Source organism: Bowmanella yangjiangensis (assembly GCF_017255015.1).
In the GTDB taxonomy this organism is placed as follows: Bacteria; Pseudomonadota; Gammaproteobacteria; order Enterobacterales; family Alteromonadaceae; genus Bowmanella; species Bowmanella yangjiangensis.
On the sequence record NZ_JAFKCS010000008.1, the window covers coordinates 1 to 18731 of the forward strand.

At 48.5% G+C, this 18731-nt stretch carries 15 protein-coding genes; 2 read left to right on the forward strand and 13 right to left on the reverse strand.

What is annotated here, in order from left to right; all coding sequences use genetic code 11:
- Together tnpA and J0A65_RS09935 are read right to left on the reverse strand one after the other, a co-directional pair.
- Nucleotides 1–216: IS200/IS605 family transposase (gene tnpA, locus J0A65_RS09930; protein ID WP_206594026.1), on the reverse strand; the 216-nt coding region annotated here is incomplete at its 3' end.
- Between the two features lie 165 nt (nucleotides 217–381).
- Nucleotides 382–1014, reverse strand: coding sequence for a YiaD family glycine zipper/OmpA-like lipoprotein (locus J0A65_RS09935; protein WP_206594027.1), 633 nt, complete (start codon nucleotides 1012–1014; stop codon nucleotides 382–384).
- A 179-nt stretch (nucleotides 1015–1193) separates the two neighbouring features.
- On the opposite strand from J0A65_RS09935, the gene J0A65_RS09940 reads away from it, so the two are divergent.
- Nucleotides 1194–1808, forward strand: a complete 615-nt coding sequence (locus tag J0A65_RS09940) for a carbonic anhydrase (protein ID WP_206594028.1) — start codon at nucleotides 1194–1196, stop codon at nucleotides 1806–1808.
- Nucleotides 1809–1831: 23 nt separating this feature from the next.
- Here J0A65_RS09940 and J0A65_RS09945 read toward each other — a convergent pair whose 3' ends face one another.
- The 9 genes from J0A65_RS09945 to J0A65_RS09985 form a co-directional block, all read right to left on the reverse strand.
- The gene (locus tag J0A65_RS09945) at nucleotides 1832–2599 is read right to left on the reverse strand and encodes a LytR/AlgR family response regulator transcription factor (RefSeq protein ID WP_206594029.1); all 768 of its coding nucleotides are present in this window, start codon (nucleotides 2597–2599) and stop codon (nucleotides 1832–1834) included.
- Nucleotides 2599–3693 (reverse strand): sensor histidine kinase, encoded by a 1095-nt coding sequence (locus tag J0A65_RS09950; RefSeq protein ID WP_206594030.1) that lies wholly within the window; start codon nucleotides 3691–3693, stop codon nucleotides 2599–2601. Before J0A65_RS09950 ends, J0A65_RS09945 begins: the two co-directional genes overlap by 1 nt.
- A 13-nt stretch (nucleotides 3694–3706) precedes the next feature.
- On the reverse strand, nucleotides 3707–4420 hold the full coding sequence (locus tag J0A65_RS09955; RefSeq protein ID WP_206594031.1) for a LytR/AlgR family response regulator transcription factor: 714 nt from the start codon (nucleotides 4418–4420) through the stop codon (nucleotides 3707–3709).
- Nucleotides 4421–4652: 232 nt separating this feature from the next.
- Nucleotides 4653–7619: an outer membrane beta-barrel protein gene (locus tag J0A65_RS09960; RefSeq protein WP_206594032.1), complete on the reverse strand. Its 2967-nt coding sequence runs from the start codon at nucleotides 7617–7619 to the stop codon at nucleotides 4653–4655.
- Between the two features lie 270 nt (nucleotides 7620–7889).
- The gene (gene lysC / locus J0A65_RS09965; protein ID WP_206594033.1) at nucleotides 7890–9236 is read right to left on the reverse strand and encodes a lysine-sensitive aspartokinase 3; all 1347 of its coding nucleotides are present in this window, start codon (nucleotides 9234–9236) and stop codon (nucleotides 7890–7892) included.
- A gap of 347 nt (nucleotides 9237–9583) precedes the next feature.
- Nucleotides 9584–10309, reverse strand: coding sequence for a hypothetical protein (locus J0A65_RS09970; RefSeq protein WP_206594034.1), 726 nt, complete (start codon nucleotides 10307–10309; stop codon nucleotides 9584–9586).
- Nucleotides 10310–10418: 109 nt separating this feature from the next.
- Complete coding sequence (locus J0A65_RS09975; protein WP_206594035.1) at nucleotides 10419–10901, reverse strand: GNAT family N-acetyltransferase; 483 nt, start codon at nucleotides 10899–10901, stop codon at nucleotides 10419–10421.
- A 120-nt stretch (nucleotides 10902–11021) separates the two neighbouring features.
- Nucleotides 11022–11534, reverse strand: a complete 513-nt coding sequence (locus J0A65_RS09980; RefSeq protein WP_206594036.1) for a DUF6702 family protein — start codon at nucleotides 11532–11534, stop codon at nucleotides 11022–11024.
- The gene (locus tag J0A65_RS09985; protein ID WP_206594037.1) at nucleotides 11534–13984 is read right to left on the reverse strand and encodes a M1 family metallopeptidase; all 2451 of its coding nucleotides are present in this window, start codon (nucleotides 13982–13984) and stop codon (nucleotides 11534–11536) included. The genes J0A65_RS09980 and J0A65_RS09985 overlap by 1 nt, the downstream gene beginning before the upstream one ends.
- Nucleotides 13985–14215: 231 nt before the next feature.
- On the opposite strand from J0A65_RS09985, the gene J0A65_RS09990 reads away from it, so the two are divergent.
- Entirely contained in the window at nucleotides 14216–15100 is an 885-nt protein-coding gene (locus J0A65_RS09990) for a hypothetical protein (protein WP_206594038.1), read from the forward strand.
- Here J0A65_RS09990 and J0A65_RS09995 read toward each other — a convergent pair.
- Nucleotides 15084–15815, reverse strand: a complete 732-nt coding sequence (locus J0A65_RS09995) for a peptidylprolyl isomerase (protein WP_332874326.1) — start codon at nucleotides 15813–15815, stop codon at nucleotides 15084–15086. The two genes, J0A65_RS09990 and J0A65_RS09995, sit on opposite strands and share 17 nt — an antisense overlap.
- 456 nt (nucleotides 15816–16271) lie before the next feature.
- Nucleotides 16272–18653 (reverse strand): LCCL domain-containing protein, encoded by a 2382-nt coding sequence (locus tag J0A65_RS10005; protein ID WP_206594040.1) that lies wholly within the window; start codon nucleotides 18651–18653, stop codon nucleotides 16272–16274.
- Between the last annotated feature and the right edge of the window lie 78 nt (nucleotides 18654–18731).

An 18731-nucleotide genomic window follows, 5' to 3' on the forward strand; every position in this document is an offset into this window, starting at 1 on the left:
TAAACTCGGCGGCGTTCTCACCACCAAGTGGACATGGTCAATCTGAACATTCAGTTCAACTACCACGCACTTCTTCATGCTGCAAAAAACATAGATACTTCGGTAAAGCTCTTTGCCCACCTGACCTCTCAAAATCTTGTATCTATACTTCGGTGTCCACACGATGTGATACTGACAACGATAGAATACGTGTGAGGCGGATTCGTATCGGCTCATGCTATTTACTCCTTTTATTTGCTGGTAACAAACAAAAGTCAGTATCTAGCATGGGCGCTTTACGGGCATAGCCCCGACTGGACGATCACCACCTCCATAGGAGGTGGTTTAAGACTGACAACAAAAAACGGCGCCATCGGCGCCGCTTAACTTTCTTTTGCTCTGTTATCCCGCTTGCAGGGGTAATATTTTCAATTCAACCCGACGGTTGCGCTGGCGATTAGCATCGCTTGAGTTATCAACTACCGGCTGATACTCACCCAGGCCAACGGTGGTGATACGGCGATAATCCACCTGCTGACCTAACAGAAAGTTTTTCACCGAATTTGCCCGTGCCTCAGAAAGTTTCTGATTGCTTTCGGCACTGCCCACATCATCAGTATGACCTTCAACCATTAAGGTTGTTTTCGGATATTTGTTCAGTACTTTGGCGACATCTTCCAGAACAGGGTTAAAGCCCTGAGAAATACCAGCGCTGCCAGTTGCAAAGGTGATATTGCCAGGCAGTTGCAGCCTCAGATTGTCACCCTCGCGATACACCTGCACACCACTGCCGGCCAGCTCATCACGAAACTCCTGCTCTTGCTGATCCATATAGTTGCCGATGGCAGCACCGGCCAGCGCGCCAACCGCCGCCCCCCAAACATAACGGCTTTTCGCATTATCGCCCGTCGCTTTACCTAACAACGCACCGGCAACCGCGCCAATAGCAGCGCCCTTTTGGGTGTTATTTGCAGTAGTCTGGCAACCCGCTAAGGCCAGAGCAGAGAGAGTGAAAAAAATCAGTGCTTTGCGCATAAAAAACTCCTAGCTATTTGCGAATACGGGTTCAGGTTATCTCATCAGGCTTAATCAGTCCTGAACAAGCACCTTAACAATAGAACAATTTTACGTTTGCCGATCATATCGGATTTCCAAGTAAGGATTATGTCTATAAGATTCGCATCAGTATTTATTTCAATAACAGGGGAGAGCTTATGCTTACCGCAATTGAAGCGTTAGCAAGACTTAAAGAAGGCAACAAACGTTTTGTTGAAGGCGACAGTCAACTGGAAAAACTGGTTAATGAAAACCGCCGTGACAAGTTGATCAGTAGTCAGGCTCCCTTCGCAGTTATCATAGGCTGCTCAGACTCCAGAGTGCCGGTTGAGATCGTTTTTGATCAGGGTCTGGGGGATTTATTTGTTATCCGGGTGGCGGGGAATATCGTCGCGCCATCACAAATTGGCAGCGTAGAATTTGCTGCTGAACAATTTGGCACTCGCTTAGTTGTGGTGATGGGCCATAGCAAATGCGGCGCAGTACATGCCACCTTGGAACAGCTGCAACGTCCAACAGATGCCCCTTCGAAAAACCTCGGCTCCATCGTCAAACGCATCCGTCCTGCCGTTGAAGCACTGGTTTATACCGATTTACGTAATGATCAGAAAGCCCTGGCCGAACAAGCCATTCGCGCCAATGTGAGAATGTCAGTAAATACACTTAGCGCGGGCTCTGCAGTCCTAGAAAACCTGATTAAAAATGACGGACTGATGGTAGTGGGCGCCGAGTACTCACTGGAAACCGGACAAGTCCACTTCTTTGATAATTAACCGCGTGACAGGCGGCCTGTCATTCAGGTCGCCGATAGCTGAAAACGACGACGGTAGGCATTATCGACTCTAAATCTGTCGCCGGATTTCATAAACACCAATAGCTCCCCCGCTCCTTCCGCTGAGGTTTTCTGCAACTGTGTCAGATTGATAATCACTGATGCATTAATTCGACAAAACGTCTTCGGATTAAGCTGCCTTTCCACGCCTAATATACTGTGCCGACCTACCACAGACTCATAAGGAGTATGCAAACACACATAATCTCCAGCTTCTTCCACCCAGTTAATCCGGTGATGAGGCACCTTGCGCCAGTGATCGCCGGTTTTTAGTCGCACAAATTCACTCGCCGTATCTTCAGATGATTCACCAAGCATCAGCGTGCCGCCTTCGTCCCCAACGCATCGCAAACGCCCCTCAGCGATTCCCCTACTGGCAGTAACTGTTCCAATAAGATCGCTTATAACTTGGGGGCACAGGGGTTTAAGTAAGTAATCATCGCAGCAATTTAAATAGCGGTGGCGCAAGTCTGTGGCACTCACCAAAACTGCTTTTGAGGTGGACAAGCCTTCAGCCCGTATTATCTGGAGCACTTCATCACCACGTAACTCAGGCATCTCAACATCAAGGATTACCATATCCGGGCGCAAGGCACGAATCCCTTCCAAGGCTTGCTTACCGTCGGCGTAGACTCCAACAATGCACACTCCAGGCAACATCGATAGGAGACTCGTCAATCCTTCTCTGGCCAATAATTCATCATCGGCAATAATGACAGATACCTTGTTCATCAGTTCTCTTCGTATGGCAGGCTAATGCGAACGCCAAAACCATTCGGATTAACCACATAGAGTTTCAGCGATTGTTTATCCTGATACAGCACTCTTAACCTGTCCGTAATATTTTGTAATCCAATCCCATCTTTGTTGACCTCCGCCAAGTCTGTGAGTGGCCCATTGTCTTCCACTTGCAAAATTAAATCCGTCTCTTCTAACCATGCTCTAACAGTGATCTTTCCGCCACGGGACATTTTCGCAATAGCATGTTTTATTGCATTCTCAATTAATGGCTGTATTAACAAGCTGGGAACCAGAGCAAATTCTGCATCCGGATGCACATGTAACTTAACCTCCAATCGCTCCCCGAAACGGGTTTTTTCAATATCCAGATACAGCATCAAAGCGCGAATCTCCTCATGCAGCCGGATCTTCTTCTCAGGATCGGTATCCAGGGAAAAACGCAAAAAGGTAGAAAGCTGACTTAGCATCCGGTTACAGCGTTGCTTATCGTCACGCATCACCAGCGTAGACACCGCATTTAAACTGTTAAACAAAAAGTGAGGGTTGATCTGATAGCGCAGCATACGAATCTGTGCCAAATGACTCAGCCGCGCAGCCTCATAGCGCTGACTCTGGGCATCTACCAGGCGAAAGTGGTAGTTGATACCAAAATACAGACTACACCAGACCATGATGATAAAAAATGAAGTGCTGACCATCATAAATAAATGTACCCATTCAAAACTAGGAATGCTGTTCAAGGCGAACACATCCTCTCCTCTGGCGTAATGCAGGAGCAGATTTTTCGGTACAGTCCAAAGTACAGAAAGTAAGGCACTGACGCCCAGAATCATTACGCCAAGCCATAAAGGCCGCATATGCATACAGTGTCGGAACAGATAGCGCAGCGGTATCGTCAGTAGCATCCCCATCAGGGTAATAGGAATAAGCCAATAGACAATGCTGGTGCCAAAGTAGTTATAACTACCAAATAAAAACAGATTGTCGAATACCAACACCAAATAATAAAAAAGCCAGCCGCTGATATGCAGCAACCAAAAGTTAGGCTTTTTAAACAACGACTCGTTAATATCTGGCGAACTCAAGCTTGTTACAGGCTCATTCACCAGCATCTAACCCTAGCATTTGGAATAATGGCTTTCGGTAGGTATTACCGATACGCACTTCGTCCTTATTAGACATTTCCAGGGTACTGTAACGACCCAGTTCGCTATTGATGGCATCCAGATAGTTAATATTGACTATAGCTGAGCGGTGAATACGAATAAAACTTGAGGGATCCAAGTGCTGCTCAATACCGGTCATCGACTCTCTGTGCAAATAGGTTCGGTTCTGACAATGCAGCTCCAGATAATTACCCGCACCTTTAATCCAGATGATGTCTCGTGTTTTAATAAATTGTACATGGCCATTAGTACGCACCGCCAAGATGTCCCGGTTTGGCATACTTAATATCAGTTTACGCTGAAGCTTCTCCAAAATTCGCTCAAAGCGCTCGTCATCGAAGGGTTTAAGCAAATAATCATCCGCTTCAATCTCAAAGGCCTTATGAGCATGCTGAGAGTAAGCCGTGGTAAACACCCAACGCGTATTCAGCTCCGAACTCAGTTCTGTAGCCAAATTGATGCCACTACCTCCGATAATTTCCACATCCATAAAACAAACCTGAGGTCGCTTCTCAAGCAATAGTGTGCGAGCCTTCTGGTAACTATCAGCTTCAGCTACAAGTTTCCAGTTGCCGCGCTGAGCAATCAGCCTGGTAAGACGCTCTCTGGCCAATTCCTCATCATCAACCACCATGCAAGTGAACATGATTCCCCTCTCAATTTCAGTTACTGCGAATTTCTATGCTTTTCTTCAACATGCGGAAACGATCTTACAGATGTTTGCAGCTAGTTGCGCGCGCACAAGCTTTACCCACATTGCCCGTCTGACCTGCCAATGCGCGTCGATTTACCACTTTTTATATCCCCTTGATTCTGCAACAGGGTAAAAAAAAAGCCAAGGCACAGGCCTTGGCTTTGTTGTTACAGTTAGTGACAGATTAGAATGACAGCTTCATACCCAGGTAGAAGCGACGTGGTTCAACCCAGTTCATCGCCTCACCAAATTGGTAAGTACCGTCACCTGCTACAAGGTCTTGTTCACGCGTAACAGCTTGATCATCCAGCGCGTTAAAGATATCCAGGAAGAACTCCGCCTTATAGATATCGATATCCATGCTGTATTTAACACGCAGGTCCAACGTACCGAAAGACGGCGTAGTGTGTGAACCTACCGCACCTTCTTTAATCCAGGTATCAGTCCAACCACCGAACTCATAAGGTACATCAACCAATACTGGCAAGTGTCGTCCACCAATCGCCATAGTTTCACTGTAACGTACACCAGAGTTCCAGTTGTATACCGCACCAACTTCTATGCCATTGTCAAAGAAGTAAGACGCAGCGACCTTGAATTGGTCATCAATGTTACCTGGCTGCTTACCATACTGGTTAGGCGCACGAGGATCCAGAACACTCCAGTCCCCTTGGTAGTCAGCGTTACTGTCTGAGTTGGTGTTACCTTCTGCATCGTTGTGCGTATAAGACGCCAGCATCTGCCAGTTGTCAGTTTTATGCTTACGGAAGGCCACTTCATAGCCTTTATACTTACGGATACCGCCTTCTAATGTGGCAATCACGTAGTTGGTGCGGGGCACTTCAGAGAAGCCAAAGTAAGACAGTGGCAGCTCGAGGAAGGTACCAGCATATTCACCCGTCTCTGAGTACAAACCTAAGTCATAATCTTCCAGAATGTCCTTGGTTTTACGATCAGTATAGGTAAATGACACGCTCATATCATCCAGGATGCTTTGCTGATAACCGATCATAAACTCATCGGTATAAGGCGTCTTGGTTGAAGGTGCAAACATCGCATCAGCTGGACCACGTGTACGGTAAGTCAGCCACTTATCACCAACAAACACCTGTTCATCCAGAACATTACCCTTCACATTACCGGCGAATGAGGTCATGTTGGTACGAATGGGGTCGTAATAACGGCCGCTGAACGCCCAAACCTTACTTTCACCATCGCCATTGATGTCATAAACCACGCTTAAACGCGGAGCATATTCCCAATCAAAGGTGAAGATCTTGCTACCGTCGTTGGCATAGTGATTCCATTTTTCAGCACGGATACCACCAGCAACAGTCAGATTGTCCAAAGTCCAGGTATCTTGCAGATAGAAAACCTGACCTTTTGTTACAAACTCTGACGGAGCTTGGAAAGACAACAAGGCACGATAGGCATTAACTTGGCTATCAGGGTTGCCTGAAGTCGTACCGAAGGTCATTGCACCTATTTCAGCTTGGCTAACAGCACCATCATTGTCGGTATCCAGCAGACCTACGAAATAGTCTTTGTCAGCACTGCTGTTAATTGCATTGATAAAACGCGCTCTGTCACCAGAACTGAACTCTTTCTCACCTGTCCAACTAGCGGCAATATACTCATCCAGCGTGATACCTGCTTGAGCGGCGGCAATAGAGGTATATTGTGCGCCTTCACCAGTATATATCTGGTTGCTGTAGTTTTCGTTTTTCTCTCTTTCGTAGCCAAACTCAAACTTATGCTCACCAAAATCTGTATACAGGTAGTATTCCAGATTGATATATGCATTGTCTTTATTACGGAAACGTGTGGTATTGGAACCCAGACCACCACGGCTTAATTCGGCCTTGGTTGGGTTGCCACCTATATAGGCAACATCGTTACGGGTGGTTTGGTCAACTGCGATATCACTCAGTTCACCTTCATGCGACATAATGCCGGCTGACAGAATCAAATCATCCCATGAGTGGGTGTAATCAACTTTGTAGTTGTCGCCACCTTGCTTACGAACGCGGTCACGATTGTTTGGCGTGCTGGCAATGTCGGTGCCTGAGATCTCAGTTGGGTCATTGAAGTAGGTAAAGGTCAGACGATCATCGTCTGTGGCCTGCCAGGTAATTTTGGCAAAACCGAGTTTTTCTTCACGCTCAACTGAACGGGCTACCGCACCGTTATTGTCTGGATCTGGTACGTCGGTATCTTCGTTTTTCAGCTGATAAGACGCAAAGAACCACAGTTTGTCTTTGATAATTGGACCACCTAGTGTGATAGCCGTATCAAAGTTGCTGAAGCTCTTCTCTCTGGTAGAGTCATTTTTGTAATCAGACACCAGACTGTCATTCTGCATATAGTAGTTAATGGAGCCATGGAACTCGTTACTACCTGATTTGGTAACTACCCGAGAGACCAGACCTGCACCACCTGAATATTTAGCAGGAATACCACCGGTAATAATCTGCTGTTCCTGAATAATCTCAGAGTTAAAGTTGGCACCAAAGGTACCAGCAGAGTTATCCGTTACGTTTACACCATCAATGTAGTAGACGTTGTCCGAAGAAGTCCCTGCACTACCAAATCTTGCATCAGGAATATCTGAATAGTTCACACCCGATTTCGATGAAGGGTTGCCACCATTACTTGGCTTAACACCTGGCGCCAACTGCAGGTAGCTCTGGTAGTTACGCGCGGTAGGCAGTGATTCTGTCAGGTCCAGGGTAATATCTGTTGCTACGACAGCGGATGTGGTATCCATCGCCGCAACTTGTTTACCAGTAACTTCGATTTTCTCGAAATTCTCACTGGATACCTGATAACTCAGGCTCAGGCTCTTGCCAGTAACAACCCGCACGTTATTAGCAACCAGCGGTTGATATCCCTGGCCGGTAATATTGACTTGGTACTTGGTCGATGCATCCAGACCAACCAAACGCACATTACCTTCGGCGTCTGAAACCGCTTCTTTCTCTGTCAAACTGTCAGGGGTTCTAACTTTAACCGTTGCACCAGCAACTGGGTTACCGTTGTTATCAACGATAGTGATACGCAAACCACCCGTATCAGCCAATACACTGGTTGAAAAGCTCAATGCAGCGGCAACTGCCAATGCAGTCATGCGCCTATTGAATTTTGCTCTCATGTCACATCTCCTGTGGAGTTATTATTCGTTTCCATCGACGCACAACTACGCCGATTATGGCAACGCTAACAGTGCGCCAAACGCAGAAGCTGAATCAGTGACAAACCAGACAGTATTGAGTTTGAATAGCCCATTTCAGATGTTAAAAATTCGTCCTGTGTGAGGAATAAACAGTATCGAGGGACAAATGTTGCGCTGCAGGGTATAGACAGAAGGAAATAAAATTAGGGGAAACAGGCAATGGTGTATCAGACACCATTGCCCTTCGCATCAAGACTCGAATAAGTCCTGATGCAAGACTTTAATAACGTCGGTACTGTCTTCGTCCTTGACCAGGAAGGATATATTGTGAGGGTTGGCACCATAACAAATCAGGCGCAGATTAAACTCGCTCACTGCATTGAAGATACGGCTGGAGACACCAGCAGCACTGTGCATGTTGTTGCCCACCACTGTCACCAGGTCATAGCCTTCTTCCACCGTAACTTCGCTGATTTCTTTTAAGTCTTCGATGGTGGCTTTATTCAGCCTGGCTCGCACTGAATTAGGTGGATTATCAATGGTTAGCGACACGGCAATTTCTGAAGTGGTCACCAGATCGACGCTCAGATTATGATTAGCCAGAATCTCAAAAACCTGCTGTAAAAAACCCGAGGCATACAGCATGCTGGGTGTTTTAACCGTTACCAACACCTGGTCTTTTCTGCGAGTCAATGCACGATAATAGGGTTCGTGGTCACAGTTCTTCGCAATCCAGGTACCGCCCTTCTCCGGCTCCCGACTGGAACCAACAAACACACGAATGTTCTTTCTGACCGCGGGAACCATAGTGGCAGGGTGCAGGACCTTGGCACCGAAAGTAGCCATTTCCGCCGCTTCTTCAAAGCTCAATTCGGGCAAAGGCCGGGCTTTGTCAGTAATGCGTGGGTCCGTGGTGTATACCCCGATAACATCGGTCCAGATCTCACAGGTGTCCGCATCCAGCGCTTCGGCTAACAACGCGGCTGTGTAATCTGAGCCGCCGCGGCCAAGTGTAGTGGTATTATCTTGTTCATCAGAGCCGATAAAGCCTTGGGTGACTAGCACAGTACTCGCCAGCTCCGGCTTCATGAGTTTTTCCGCCTGTTGTGCAATCAGACCGATATCAGGCTCAGCCTGACCATAGTCATTATCAGTCTTGATTACTTTACGGGCATCAAAGTTTGCAGCAGCGTGCCCCATCTGACACAAAAGCTCAGCAAACATCAGCGATGACATCCGCTCGCCCAGCGACAGGATGGCATCTTTCAAATCCGGGCGATGTAAGATCTCTTCGTGACTTGCCAACTCGCGCAACTGCACCAACAATTCATTCAGCTTCGCTGCAACCGGTGCTGGCGAGTCCAAGCCTCTGAGGATGGAAAATTCGATCTCTTCGACCTTGGCAATCAATTCATTGATTTGCTCAGAGGTCAGTTCTTCATTAGCCAACTGCACCAGGTAATTCGTAACACCAGCGGCCGCACTGACCACAACAACCCGGGTTGCAGGATTGTTGATAACGATACGCGCGCAGTTGCGCATCGCGTCAATATTAGCGACGCTGGTTCCGCCAAATTTGGCAATATTGAGTGACATAGCTCCCCCCAAAAACAAATTCATCCCGATGTTCGGCGCACTGCGGCAGCCCAGCAACGCTACTGAGCCGCCACCCAGAAGAATTTCCATTCACTAAAAATGAAATTTTATGCAACGTAAAAAAGATACTCTTTCTACTCGCACTAGGGTCTGGGCCAAGCATGATAGCGCCTATTCCCCCTGTTACAATGAAAATATTCGCTATAAGGCCGCCAAATTTTATCTAAGTAATATGAATGTAAGTGGATGCAGAGCCGGAAAATAAAGTCGGTTGAAACGGTTTCGGTTCGAAAAGGCGTGAACTGCTAAGACATGGCATTGAAGCACAACCCAAAGAGCGTTTTATCTCATTGATTTTTATTACGTTTCAAGCGTTCATCTATAAATTTTTGAATGGGCGGTGGCTGACTGCATTTAACCATTCCTCCGGCAATGCCCATCAGCACGGCAGCCACCTTGTTGCTAGTTGAGTCACAATTGGCTTCAACCATTAAATCCTGCATCCGCTGCTCATCTTCACTGAGCCGCTCGCTGTAGTCAGAAATTTCCCCAACAGGGTTATTCTGTTGCTGCCGGAACTGCCTGGCAGCGCGCTCAACCACTTGCTGTTGTTGCTGGGAATGCCAATTGCGTAAGTGCCTCTGTGCCATGGACATATGTTCACTATTCCCCCCCAGCACTTTTCCACTTTCAGCACTTGGGGGCGGCTCTGTCACAGTTGGCGTTGTTGCCTCAACTGCAGCCACCTCTGTATCTTTCTGCTCCGAAGCAGAGGCGGAAGGTTGTTCGATAATAGCAGGCAACGGCACTTGCTCGGCAGGCTCAGGAAGGATGACTTGTTCGTTTTGCAATTCAGTCACAACAGGCTGTTCAACAGGTTCAGATGGCAAAGGCGCTGGCTTTGGCGACATTGTCCAAAGCTTCGCCTTAATAGTGGTTTCTGCCACCTTTTGCTTAGGAAGGGTATTTTTTTGCAACAAAGCAAGAACCACCAGCATATGTGCGACCACGGATATACCTATCCATGGCAACAATGATGGTGGCTTGGCGCTATTTTTAACTTCCTGTTGCAAAACAATTCAGGTAACAAAAAAACATGCCAATGTAGATGCACGGCTAACAGGAAAGTTCACTGCCGCCCACTACTTATAGGTATTTCCCGCCCGGTACAGGATGGCAGAACTACTGGGTAGCAAAACGTTGCAAGGTTTCGCCAGACATTCGATAACCGATCCATTCAGAAAGCGGTTCAGCACCTAATGATTCGTAAAATTCCCTGGACGGGGTGTTCCAGTCAAGGCAACTCCACTCGAAGCGTCCACATTGCTTTTCAACCGCTATACCCGCCAAATGCTTAAGCAAGGCAACACCATAGCCCTTGCCCCTTTGCGCCTGAGACACATACAAGTCTTCCAGATACAGACCCGGTTTAGCCAGCCAGGTGGAGTAATTGTAGAAGTACACCGCAAAGCCAACTGCCTGCCCCTCTGCCTCAGCAATCAGTCCATGCACACCGCTTTGCTCGCCGAACATACTCGTTTGAATTGTTTCCAGTGTCGCTTTGACTTCATGCTCGGCTTTTTCATAAATGGCCAGTTCACGAATAAAGTGCAATATGGTGGCGGCATCGTCGCGCTGCGCGGCCCTGATACTGATGTTTGTCATATTTACTCTCTGTTATGGGTCTAAACGGGAGATATTAACTAAATTGCTGGTTGTGTGAAAAATTGTGGCGCTAAGCCAAGCAGCAGAAAAATAAAGGGGGCCGATTGGCCCCGCTTTGAATCAATGGTGATGACCACCTAAATGCACTTCTAACAACTCCGTATTGCCATTGAAGTTCAGGCTTTTTACCTCGTCATCTTTTTCAACATTAACGAGGTTTTCCTGTTCCGGCCAGATGTCCCGCAAGGCGTTATGCTTCACCGACAGCGCCTTCAGGGTAACGGGAACAGGGGTTTCCTGATAAACCCAGAAAAACTTACCTTCGGTTTCAAATCCTACCGCACCCAGCGGCAACGGCTGGCCGTCACGTAATAAAGCAAAACGCTCAGCCACGTACTCGGCAAACTGACGTTGGGTTTGCTCTGAGCCGATAATATCGGCATCTTTGCCAAAAATTTCCTTTACCGCATGCTCCGCATCGTGCAGATAAAAGCGATGCATCACTTCAATATGCTGCGTGCGTGAATTAAACAAAACCTTGGTCACAGAGGCTTTTTGCTGATGGGCAAGACTGGCAAATGCCGCCAGCACGAGGCTGACGGCAACCAGCAGTTTAAAGTGCTGTTTGATCATTAGTTAGCTTTATCGTCCTTGTCTTCATCTGTCTTCAGCTTGGTCTTGATGTCCTGCATGATATCGCGGCTGATCTTAGCCTTAGACTTCTCAGACTTATAAGCTTCAACACGAGAAGGCACTATACGGCGTGGATAGAGGTTGTTCTCTATATCCGCATCGGCAGTTTCCCAGCGCGGATCCACTTCAACCTGGGTCAACTCTTTACCCTTATCGGTGACAATCAGCTTCTTCACCTCTTTCGGGCTACGACGCCAGATCTCGGCGGGAATACGCATGGTTTCGCTGCTGCCGTCCGCATAATCCAGTTTAAGGATAATCGGCATCACCAGACCGCCAAGGTTTGAGAATTCAAGAACATAGTAGTTCTTGTCTTCTTTTACTGCACGCTCAAGAGCTTCACGCTCCCAGTCTTCCAAATCCTTCATGAACTTGTTGTACTTGTTGCGTTCTTTGTTGGTCACCGTCCAGCGGTCATGCTCGTCATAGAAGTCCTTCAGGTCTTCATTCAGTTCTCGCCACTCACGGATGCCTTCTTTACGGTTGTTTTCCAAGCTCATGGACAATGGCTTATCCAGATCCTGCTCTTTATCACGAGCAAAATCGATGTCCGGATTTTCTGTATCCAAACGCAGCTTGTAGACTTTATCTAATGAGATATCTACGTGGTCAGTGCTGTAGAACCAACCACGCCAGAACCAATCCAAATCAACACCGCTGGCCTCTTCCATCGTACGGAAAAAATCAGCCGGTGTCGGACGCTTATATTGCCAGCGACGCGCGTACTCTTTGAAGGCAAAATCAAACAGTTCACGGCCCAGGATAGTCTCACGCAAAATGGTCAGTGCCGCAGCTGGCTTAGTGTAGGCATTGGGGCCAAGGCGCAACACAGAGTCAGACTGAGTCATAATTGGCACTTGGGTGCTGGACACCATGTAATCAACAATTTCAGAAGGTTCGATACCCCAGGGCATATCTGAATCCCATTCGCGTCCGGCCACGCCGTCCAGGAAGCTGTTCAGGCCTTCATCCATCCAAGTCCATTGACGCTCATCCGAGTTAACCAGCATAGGGAAATAAATATGCCCTACTTCATGGATAACCACGCCAATCAGGAAGCGTTTTTCCGCCTGGGTATAAGTGCGGCTGCCGTCATCTTGCAAGGTGGTACGCGGGCCGTTGAAAGTAATCATGGGATATTCCATGCCACCTACAGGGCCATTCACCGACTGAGCTACGGGATAGGGATAGTCAAAGGAGAAGCGTGAGTATACTTCCATGGTATGCACAACAGCTTCGGTGGAATATTTCTTCCACAGATCGCCACCTTCTTTCGGGTAGAAAGACATCGCCATGACCAGAGGCTGTGTGTCGCCGCCCTGCTGATAACCTTTCGCATCCCACATAAACTTACGCGACGACGCCCAGGCGAAATCTCTTACCTTGTCGGCTTTAAAACGCCAGGTTTTGGTTTTGTCGGTGCCTTCTTTCTCGTTTTCCAGCGCCTCTTCTTCGGTCACCACAAACACAGGGCGCTTAGCCTTCTCGGCGTCTTTCAAACGCTTTCTCTGCTCGCGGGTCAATACCTTATCCGCGTTTTGCAAACTACCTGTGGCCGCTACGATATGGTCAGCGGGTACAGTAATTTCTACGTCGTAATTACCAAACTCCAGGGTGAACTCGCCGCGCCCCAGGAATTCTTTGTTGGTCCAGGCTTCATAGTCAGTGTAAGCATGCAGACGTGGGAACCATTGGGCCAGTTGGAAAATATCATTGCCACCTTCACGAGCATCCTTAGGGAAATGCTCGTAACCACCGCGGGCCGAAACTGCATTCTCTTCCACTATGTTGTAAGCGTAAGTTAGCGAGAACTGAGTGGACTGACCGGGCTTTAGCGGCTGATTCAGGTCAATACGCATATTGGTACCCACCAAGGTCACTTTCAGCGGCTTACCATTACCGTCCTTAACGTCTTTAATCACATAACCTAATTCATTGTCGGCCATAAAGTGCTGGCGACGCAGCTCATCCAGGCTAAGACGTGCCGGCTTTTTACCATCACCGGCAGACGTAGCGGGACCACGACGACCAATGCCGGCAAAGGCTGTCGTCAGTTCGGCCATAGAATCGGATTTGAAAATATTCTGATCCAGCTGCAGCCACAGATAACGCAGGGTATCCGGTGAATTATTCTGGTAAGTCACCTGTTGGCTGGCTTCCAGTCGGCGCTTGTCTTCCAACAACTTCGCCTGAATTTTATAATCTACCTGCTGCTGCCAGTATTGATGACCTGGCTCTCCTGCAGCATTTCGATACACGTTGGGAGTGGGCAACACTTCATCTAGTTGACGAAATTTGTCCTCGAAATCGCCTTTAGTCTGACGGATCGCGTCTGCACTGGCCTGCAAGCTGCAAAGCAAGGCTGCTGAGATTAACAATGGTCTTAACATGGGATGTCCAAAAAACTTGTTGGCATTATGACGGTATCCGGGGTTGGGTTGCTCTTCGGCACCTTTATCCCGGTCCAAAGATGCAGCCTACCGCACTAAACTCAAAAAAATAACCAGTCAGAACAAAATAAATCGGCCAATGGTCGAGTAAAAAGGATGAAATGGGCGGAAATTGCTGCAATCCCGATTTTATTTACTACCCTGATAAACAGGGAAGTTGGAGAGACTGGGATGCGTGCCGTTTTTATCTCCCTGATATCTGGGCTTATCAATCTGTGTGTTTTTGGTCAGGAACTACCTGCCGAACATCATTTCATTTGGGCAGTAAATGACGCGCCGCCCTTTCATATTATGCGAGGCAAGTATGAAGGCCAGGGATTCTGCGATGTACTCACTGAGCAATTAAAGCATTCACTGAACGGCAAACATGAAGTGATGTATCTCCCCCCGGCGAGGATTGCAAAACTGCGTAAGCAAGGCGCCCCTTTGTGCTTTCCCTGTATGATCAAACAGGCTGACACACCAGATACTACTTATTCGCGTGCGACTCTCTACTACCAAGCCCACCAGCTATTTACCAGCCTGGATTTAGCATCAGAATTACAGGCTAAACATGGCCGGCCCATATTATTGGCCAGCTTACTGCAAGACCCTGAATATTCTTTTGTCAGACCGCTAGGCCGTCAATACGGAGAATACTTACAGCCCTTAATGGATAAGTATGCGGATAAGGATAAAAAACACATACAGCTGGCCGGAGAAGCACCAACCCTCACCATGCTGCGTTTGATTACCGCCAGGAAACTAGACTACAGCTTGGACTACCCGGTAATTGGTCGATACTTTGAACTTACTACTGAACTTCCACTTGCTTACCTGCCCATAGCCGAAAATCAGCAAACAGCTATCATAGGGGCAGTGGGATGCAGTAACAACCCATGGGGTGAGCAGACTATTTCGTTAATAAACCAAGCACTGCCGAGGGTACTCCGCTCAGCAGCTTATCTTCGTAATCTGGAATTTTGGTTTGCTGATGGCAGTACTGCGTTCTGGCAACACTACCGTAGTCAGGTCCTAAACCAATCGCCTCAGCAACAGATTAGGATTTCGCGCTGAAACGGCGTCTGCAGGCAACCAGCATACCGACCAACAGCACGCCAAAACCTAAACTACCGCCTGAACCTGAACCTTCTGATCCTGGTAATTTATTAATCAGGGTATTAGGCACGGGATTCAACTCGGGGTGAGTATTGACTGTCGCATCCACTATCACGATGTCGGTGATCAGTACCAAGTTCTCACCGTTTACGTCCTGACTGGCATCGCTGTAGTTACGCAGGGGAATATTGCGAAACGCCGGCCCTTTATCGAACGTTTGTAATGCAGCAATGGCATCCACCACTTGCATACCATTCCCAAGAACCTGGCCAAATACGGTAAAACCATGGTTCTGCAGATCCAGATTGGCACTATTGTCCTTTAGATTAATAAACCACTCAGAGGTTGCACTGTTAGGGTCATTCGCCAGTTTAGCCATGGCAATAGTGCCGCGCACATTTGACAACTTAGGCTCATTGACCACGGATGCCGCTTTGCTTAGCTCATTGAGGGGTAACTCGCCATCGAATTGATAGCCACCCGCCTGAATGATGAAGTCGTCCATTGAACGATGTACAACGTTATTAAAATACGCGCCGGATTTAACGTAGCCGAGGAAGTTTTCCACCGTCTTTGGGGTTTTGCTGTCATATAGGTTGACCTGGAAATTGCCCATCACAGTTTGTACTTCAACCACTGTTGCCTGTGCTGACCAGGTTGATAACGTGAGCAAGCCAGCTCCAAGAACAATATTAATATGACGCGATAACTTCATTTGCGCTTTTCCACTAAATATAAGCATTAACTTGGAGAGAAGCTTAAGTGGAAGACAAGGGAAAAACCTTATCAGTTTGTGTTCTTTTGTGTTTGCCTGTAGCACAGGGGCGAACAAGTTCGCCCCATACTTTATACTTTTGCCAGACGATTAAATCGCCAGGTTAGTAGTACTCCAAGCCCAGCAAGCAATATGACCAAGGCCAATGGTAATGGGTATTGCGCCGTTGGCTTTGCCACAAACGCCGGAAAGGCATAGTGAAAGGCGGGAAATCTCTGCCAGTAACTGGCAGAAAGACGCTGCCCCCGGTTATCGTGATAATCCACTTCTTCCACATGCAGCTTATTGAGCTGTTGAATGCGGGCATAGCGATGCGACTCAGCTTGTTGCTCGAAGTCAAAGAAGTGACGACTATCAGTACCTCTTTACCAATGCCAGTCTGAAACTCGGTCCCTTGGCCTTTCGCCCATTGCTTTCATAGCCCTTACTGGCCACACCATAACGACTTGAGCCTTGCAGCTGCTCTGGTTGATTCTGATAATGCACCTTAACAATACCACTCTGTCCGTCCTCTAATACCCCCGCATGTACCGCAGCGACCGCCACATCACTGCCGAACAGATAAACATCAGTACCGTACAGAGCACCGCGGGTTCTGCCGGTAAGATACAGATAAGCACTTTGTCCGGCTTCAGGTTTGGACGGTGGGTATTCGGACGCCCCCAGCGCATACGCCTCAATCAGCAATGCCTGGTCTGCAGGAATCGACACTTTGTCTGCTGTAGTCCGCAGGGTCAGGTAAGTACCGCTGCTGTTGGACAGCACCGGCCCCTTGAGAACCACCCCGGTTTCAGACCAGTCTGCAAACAGCGCAAAATCCATACTGCTATGTCCTTTGAAGTCATGCACGCTGTGCAACCGAAGCATATGCTGGCCTTGCTCAGTCACCAGTTGCCCGGAAAGATGAGCAGGATGGCGCACCGCATTGAGCCTGGCACCAAAAATCGCACCGCTGAGCTTATCGGTGGCTGGATCCAGGGTCAGCCTTACATAGGTCTGCTCGGTTCTGGGTCGGTCGTCGGTAGTCAGAATAAAATCCTGCCCGCTTAACACCGCAATCAGTTGCCGCTTCTGTTCTGCCAGCAGATGTTCATCCACAGGCGCAAGCAGCACCTCGCCGCTGCTGAGATTCAACTTCACCCGGCCAGATAACCTCATAGGCTCGTCAGCCTGCAGCAGCTCCAGTTGCCAGTCCTGGCGGCCGAATTTGCGCAAATTCATCGTACTACCCTGCACCTTGGTAGCATGCAACAATAACTGTGGTGAAAAAGAGCCGGGCTTAATACTGCCCTGCAGCTCTACACTGACCTCTTCGAACTGCAGCTTTGCCATACCGCTAAGACTACCGTCAGACTGGCGATGAAGTGATAGCCATAGGGGCATGGCCTCATCACGCATAGTCAGAAGTCCGCTAAACTGCTGCGGCTGACTGAGCGTTTTGTCCAGATAAGCCTGCATCTTTGCTTTGTCAGCGCTGAGCTGTTCTTCGTTCCAGGTTTGGTCTATACGCAAATCGCTGGCAGCACTTTTGCCCTCCAGCACCGAATTACCAAAATACCAGGTGCCCGATAACCCCTTGTCGCTTACAGAGAGGCGCCAGTGGTTATTGTTGTCCATATGCAGTTGAACAATGGCTACCTTGTCATCACCTTTGCTCAGCACGTCAATCTCTGAGCGCACTTTGGACGAGAAGTTATCCTGCCCGAACACCGCGGTGCCTATATAGGCGGACTGCTGTCCCATACGCTCCAGGATGATACTTACGGGCACTAACTGTCCCTGGGCGGTACGCAGCGCACTGCCTTTAAGGACAGTGCGAACACCCAATGCATCAGTGACCATAGCGATGGCCCGGCGTTTCTGCTCAACCACTTCCTCCACCCTGGCCAGTATGGCCTGCGCGGTTAACTTGTCCTTTTCCAGCACAACAGCCAATGCATCATTGCCTTCCTCCAATGCTCCGGCAAGCTGCAGTGGATCGCCACCGGCAATCAGCCTTAAGTGGCCCCGCATGCGCCTGGCCTGACTATTTGTGTCGACCCGCCCGGTAAGCTGAAAATCCAGGTTGGCACTATTATCCATGGCCACAAGCAGTTGTCCGCGCACATCAAATACTTGTGGATCATCGCCGGCAATATCGGTCACCGCGGTACCACTAAAAGTTCTGCCATCGGTGAGCTTTACATTCAAAAGTATAGGAGGCAGTGGCACCTTGCTGTCTGAAGATTTCAGCAGCAGATGTTCGCGACTCAGACTTTGCCCCAGCGCTACCAGGATTTGTTCACGCTCCAGGGCCAGTTGCTGTAAATAGGTCTGCCGCTCGGCCAGCAATGCCGGACCTGAGTCCACCTTCCGGAAACGCTGGCTGCTCTGTCCGCCGAGCTGCTCGCTCAATTCCAGCCACTCATCATCCACTATAGCCTGCAGCACTGAGGTTCTGCCCCCCAAACCAATCAGACTCAACCGCCCCCCCTCTAGCAGTTGATATTGCATGGTCATAGCCTGGCCATTCATATTGGTAAAACCCTGCACCACCAACACTGAACCATTGGATAGAAATTCCAGGCTGCCGAACTGCCCATCGCTGACCGCCATCCACGCACCTTCCAGTTCATCCCGGTCTTCCACGGGATGTCCCTGCAGAGGTTTGGACAGATCACCGGCCAATTGTGAAGACGACGACTCCGCACCACATCCCCATAAGCACAGCAGCATCAATAGATTCAAGTATTTCATGACAATCTTCCTGTTGGTTGACTGCTTTGCAGTGTCACCGCGCCATTGTCAATTTGTCCTCACGGTGATTTCACGAAT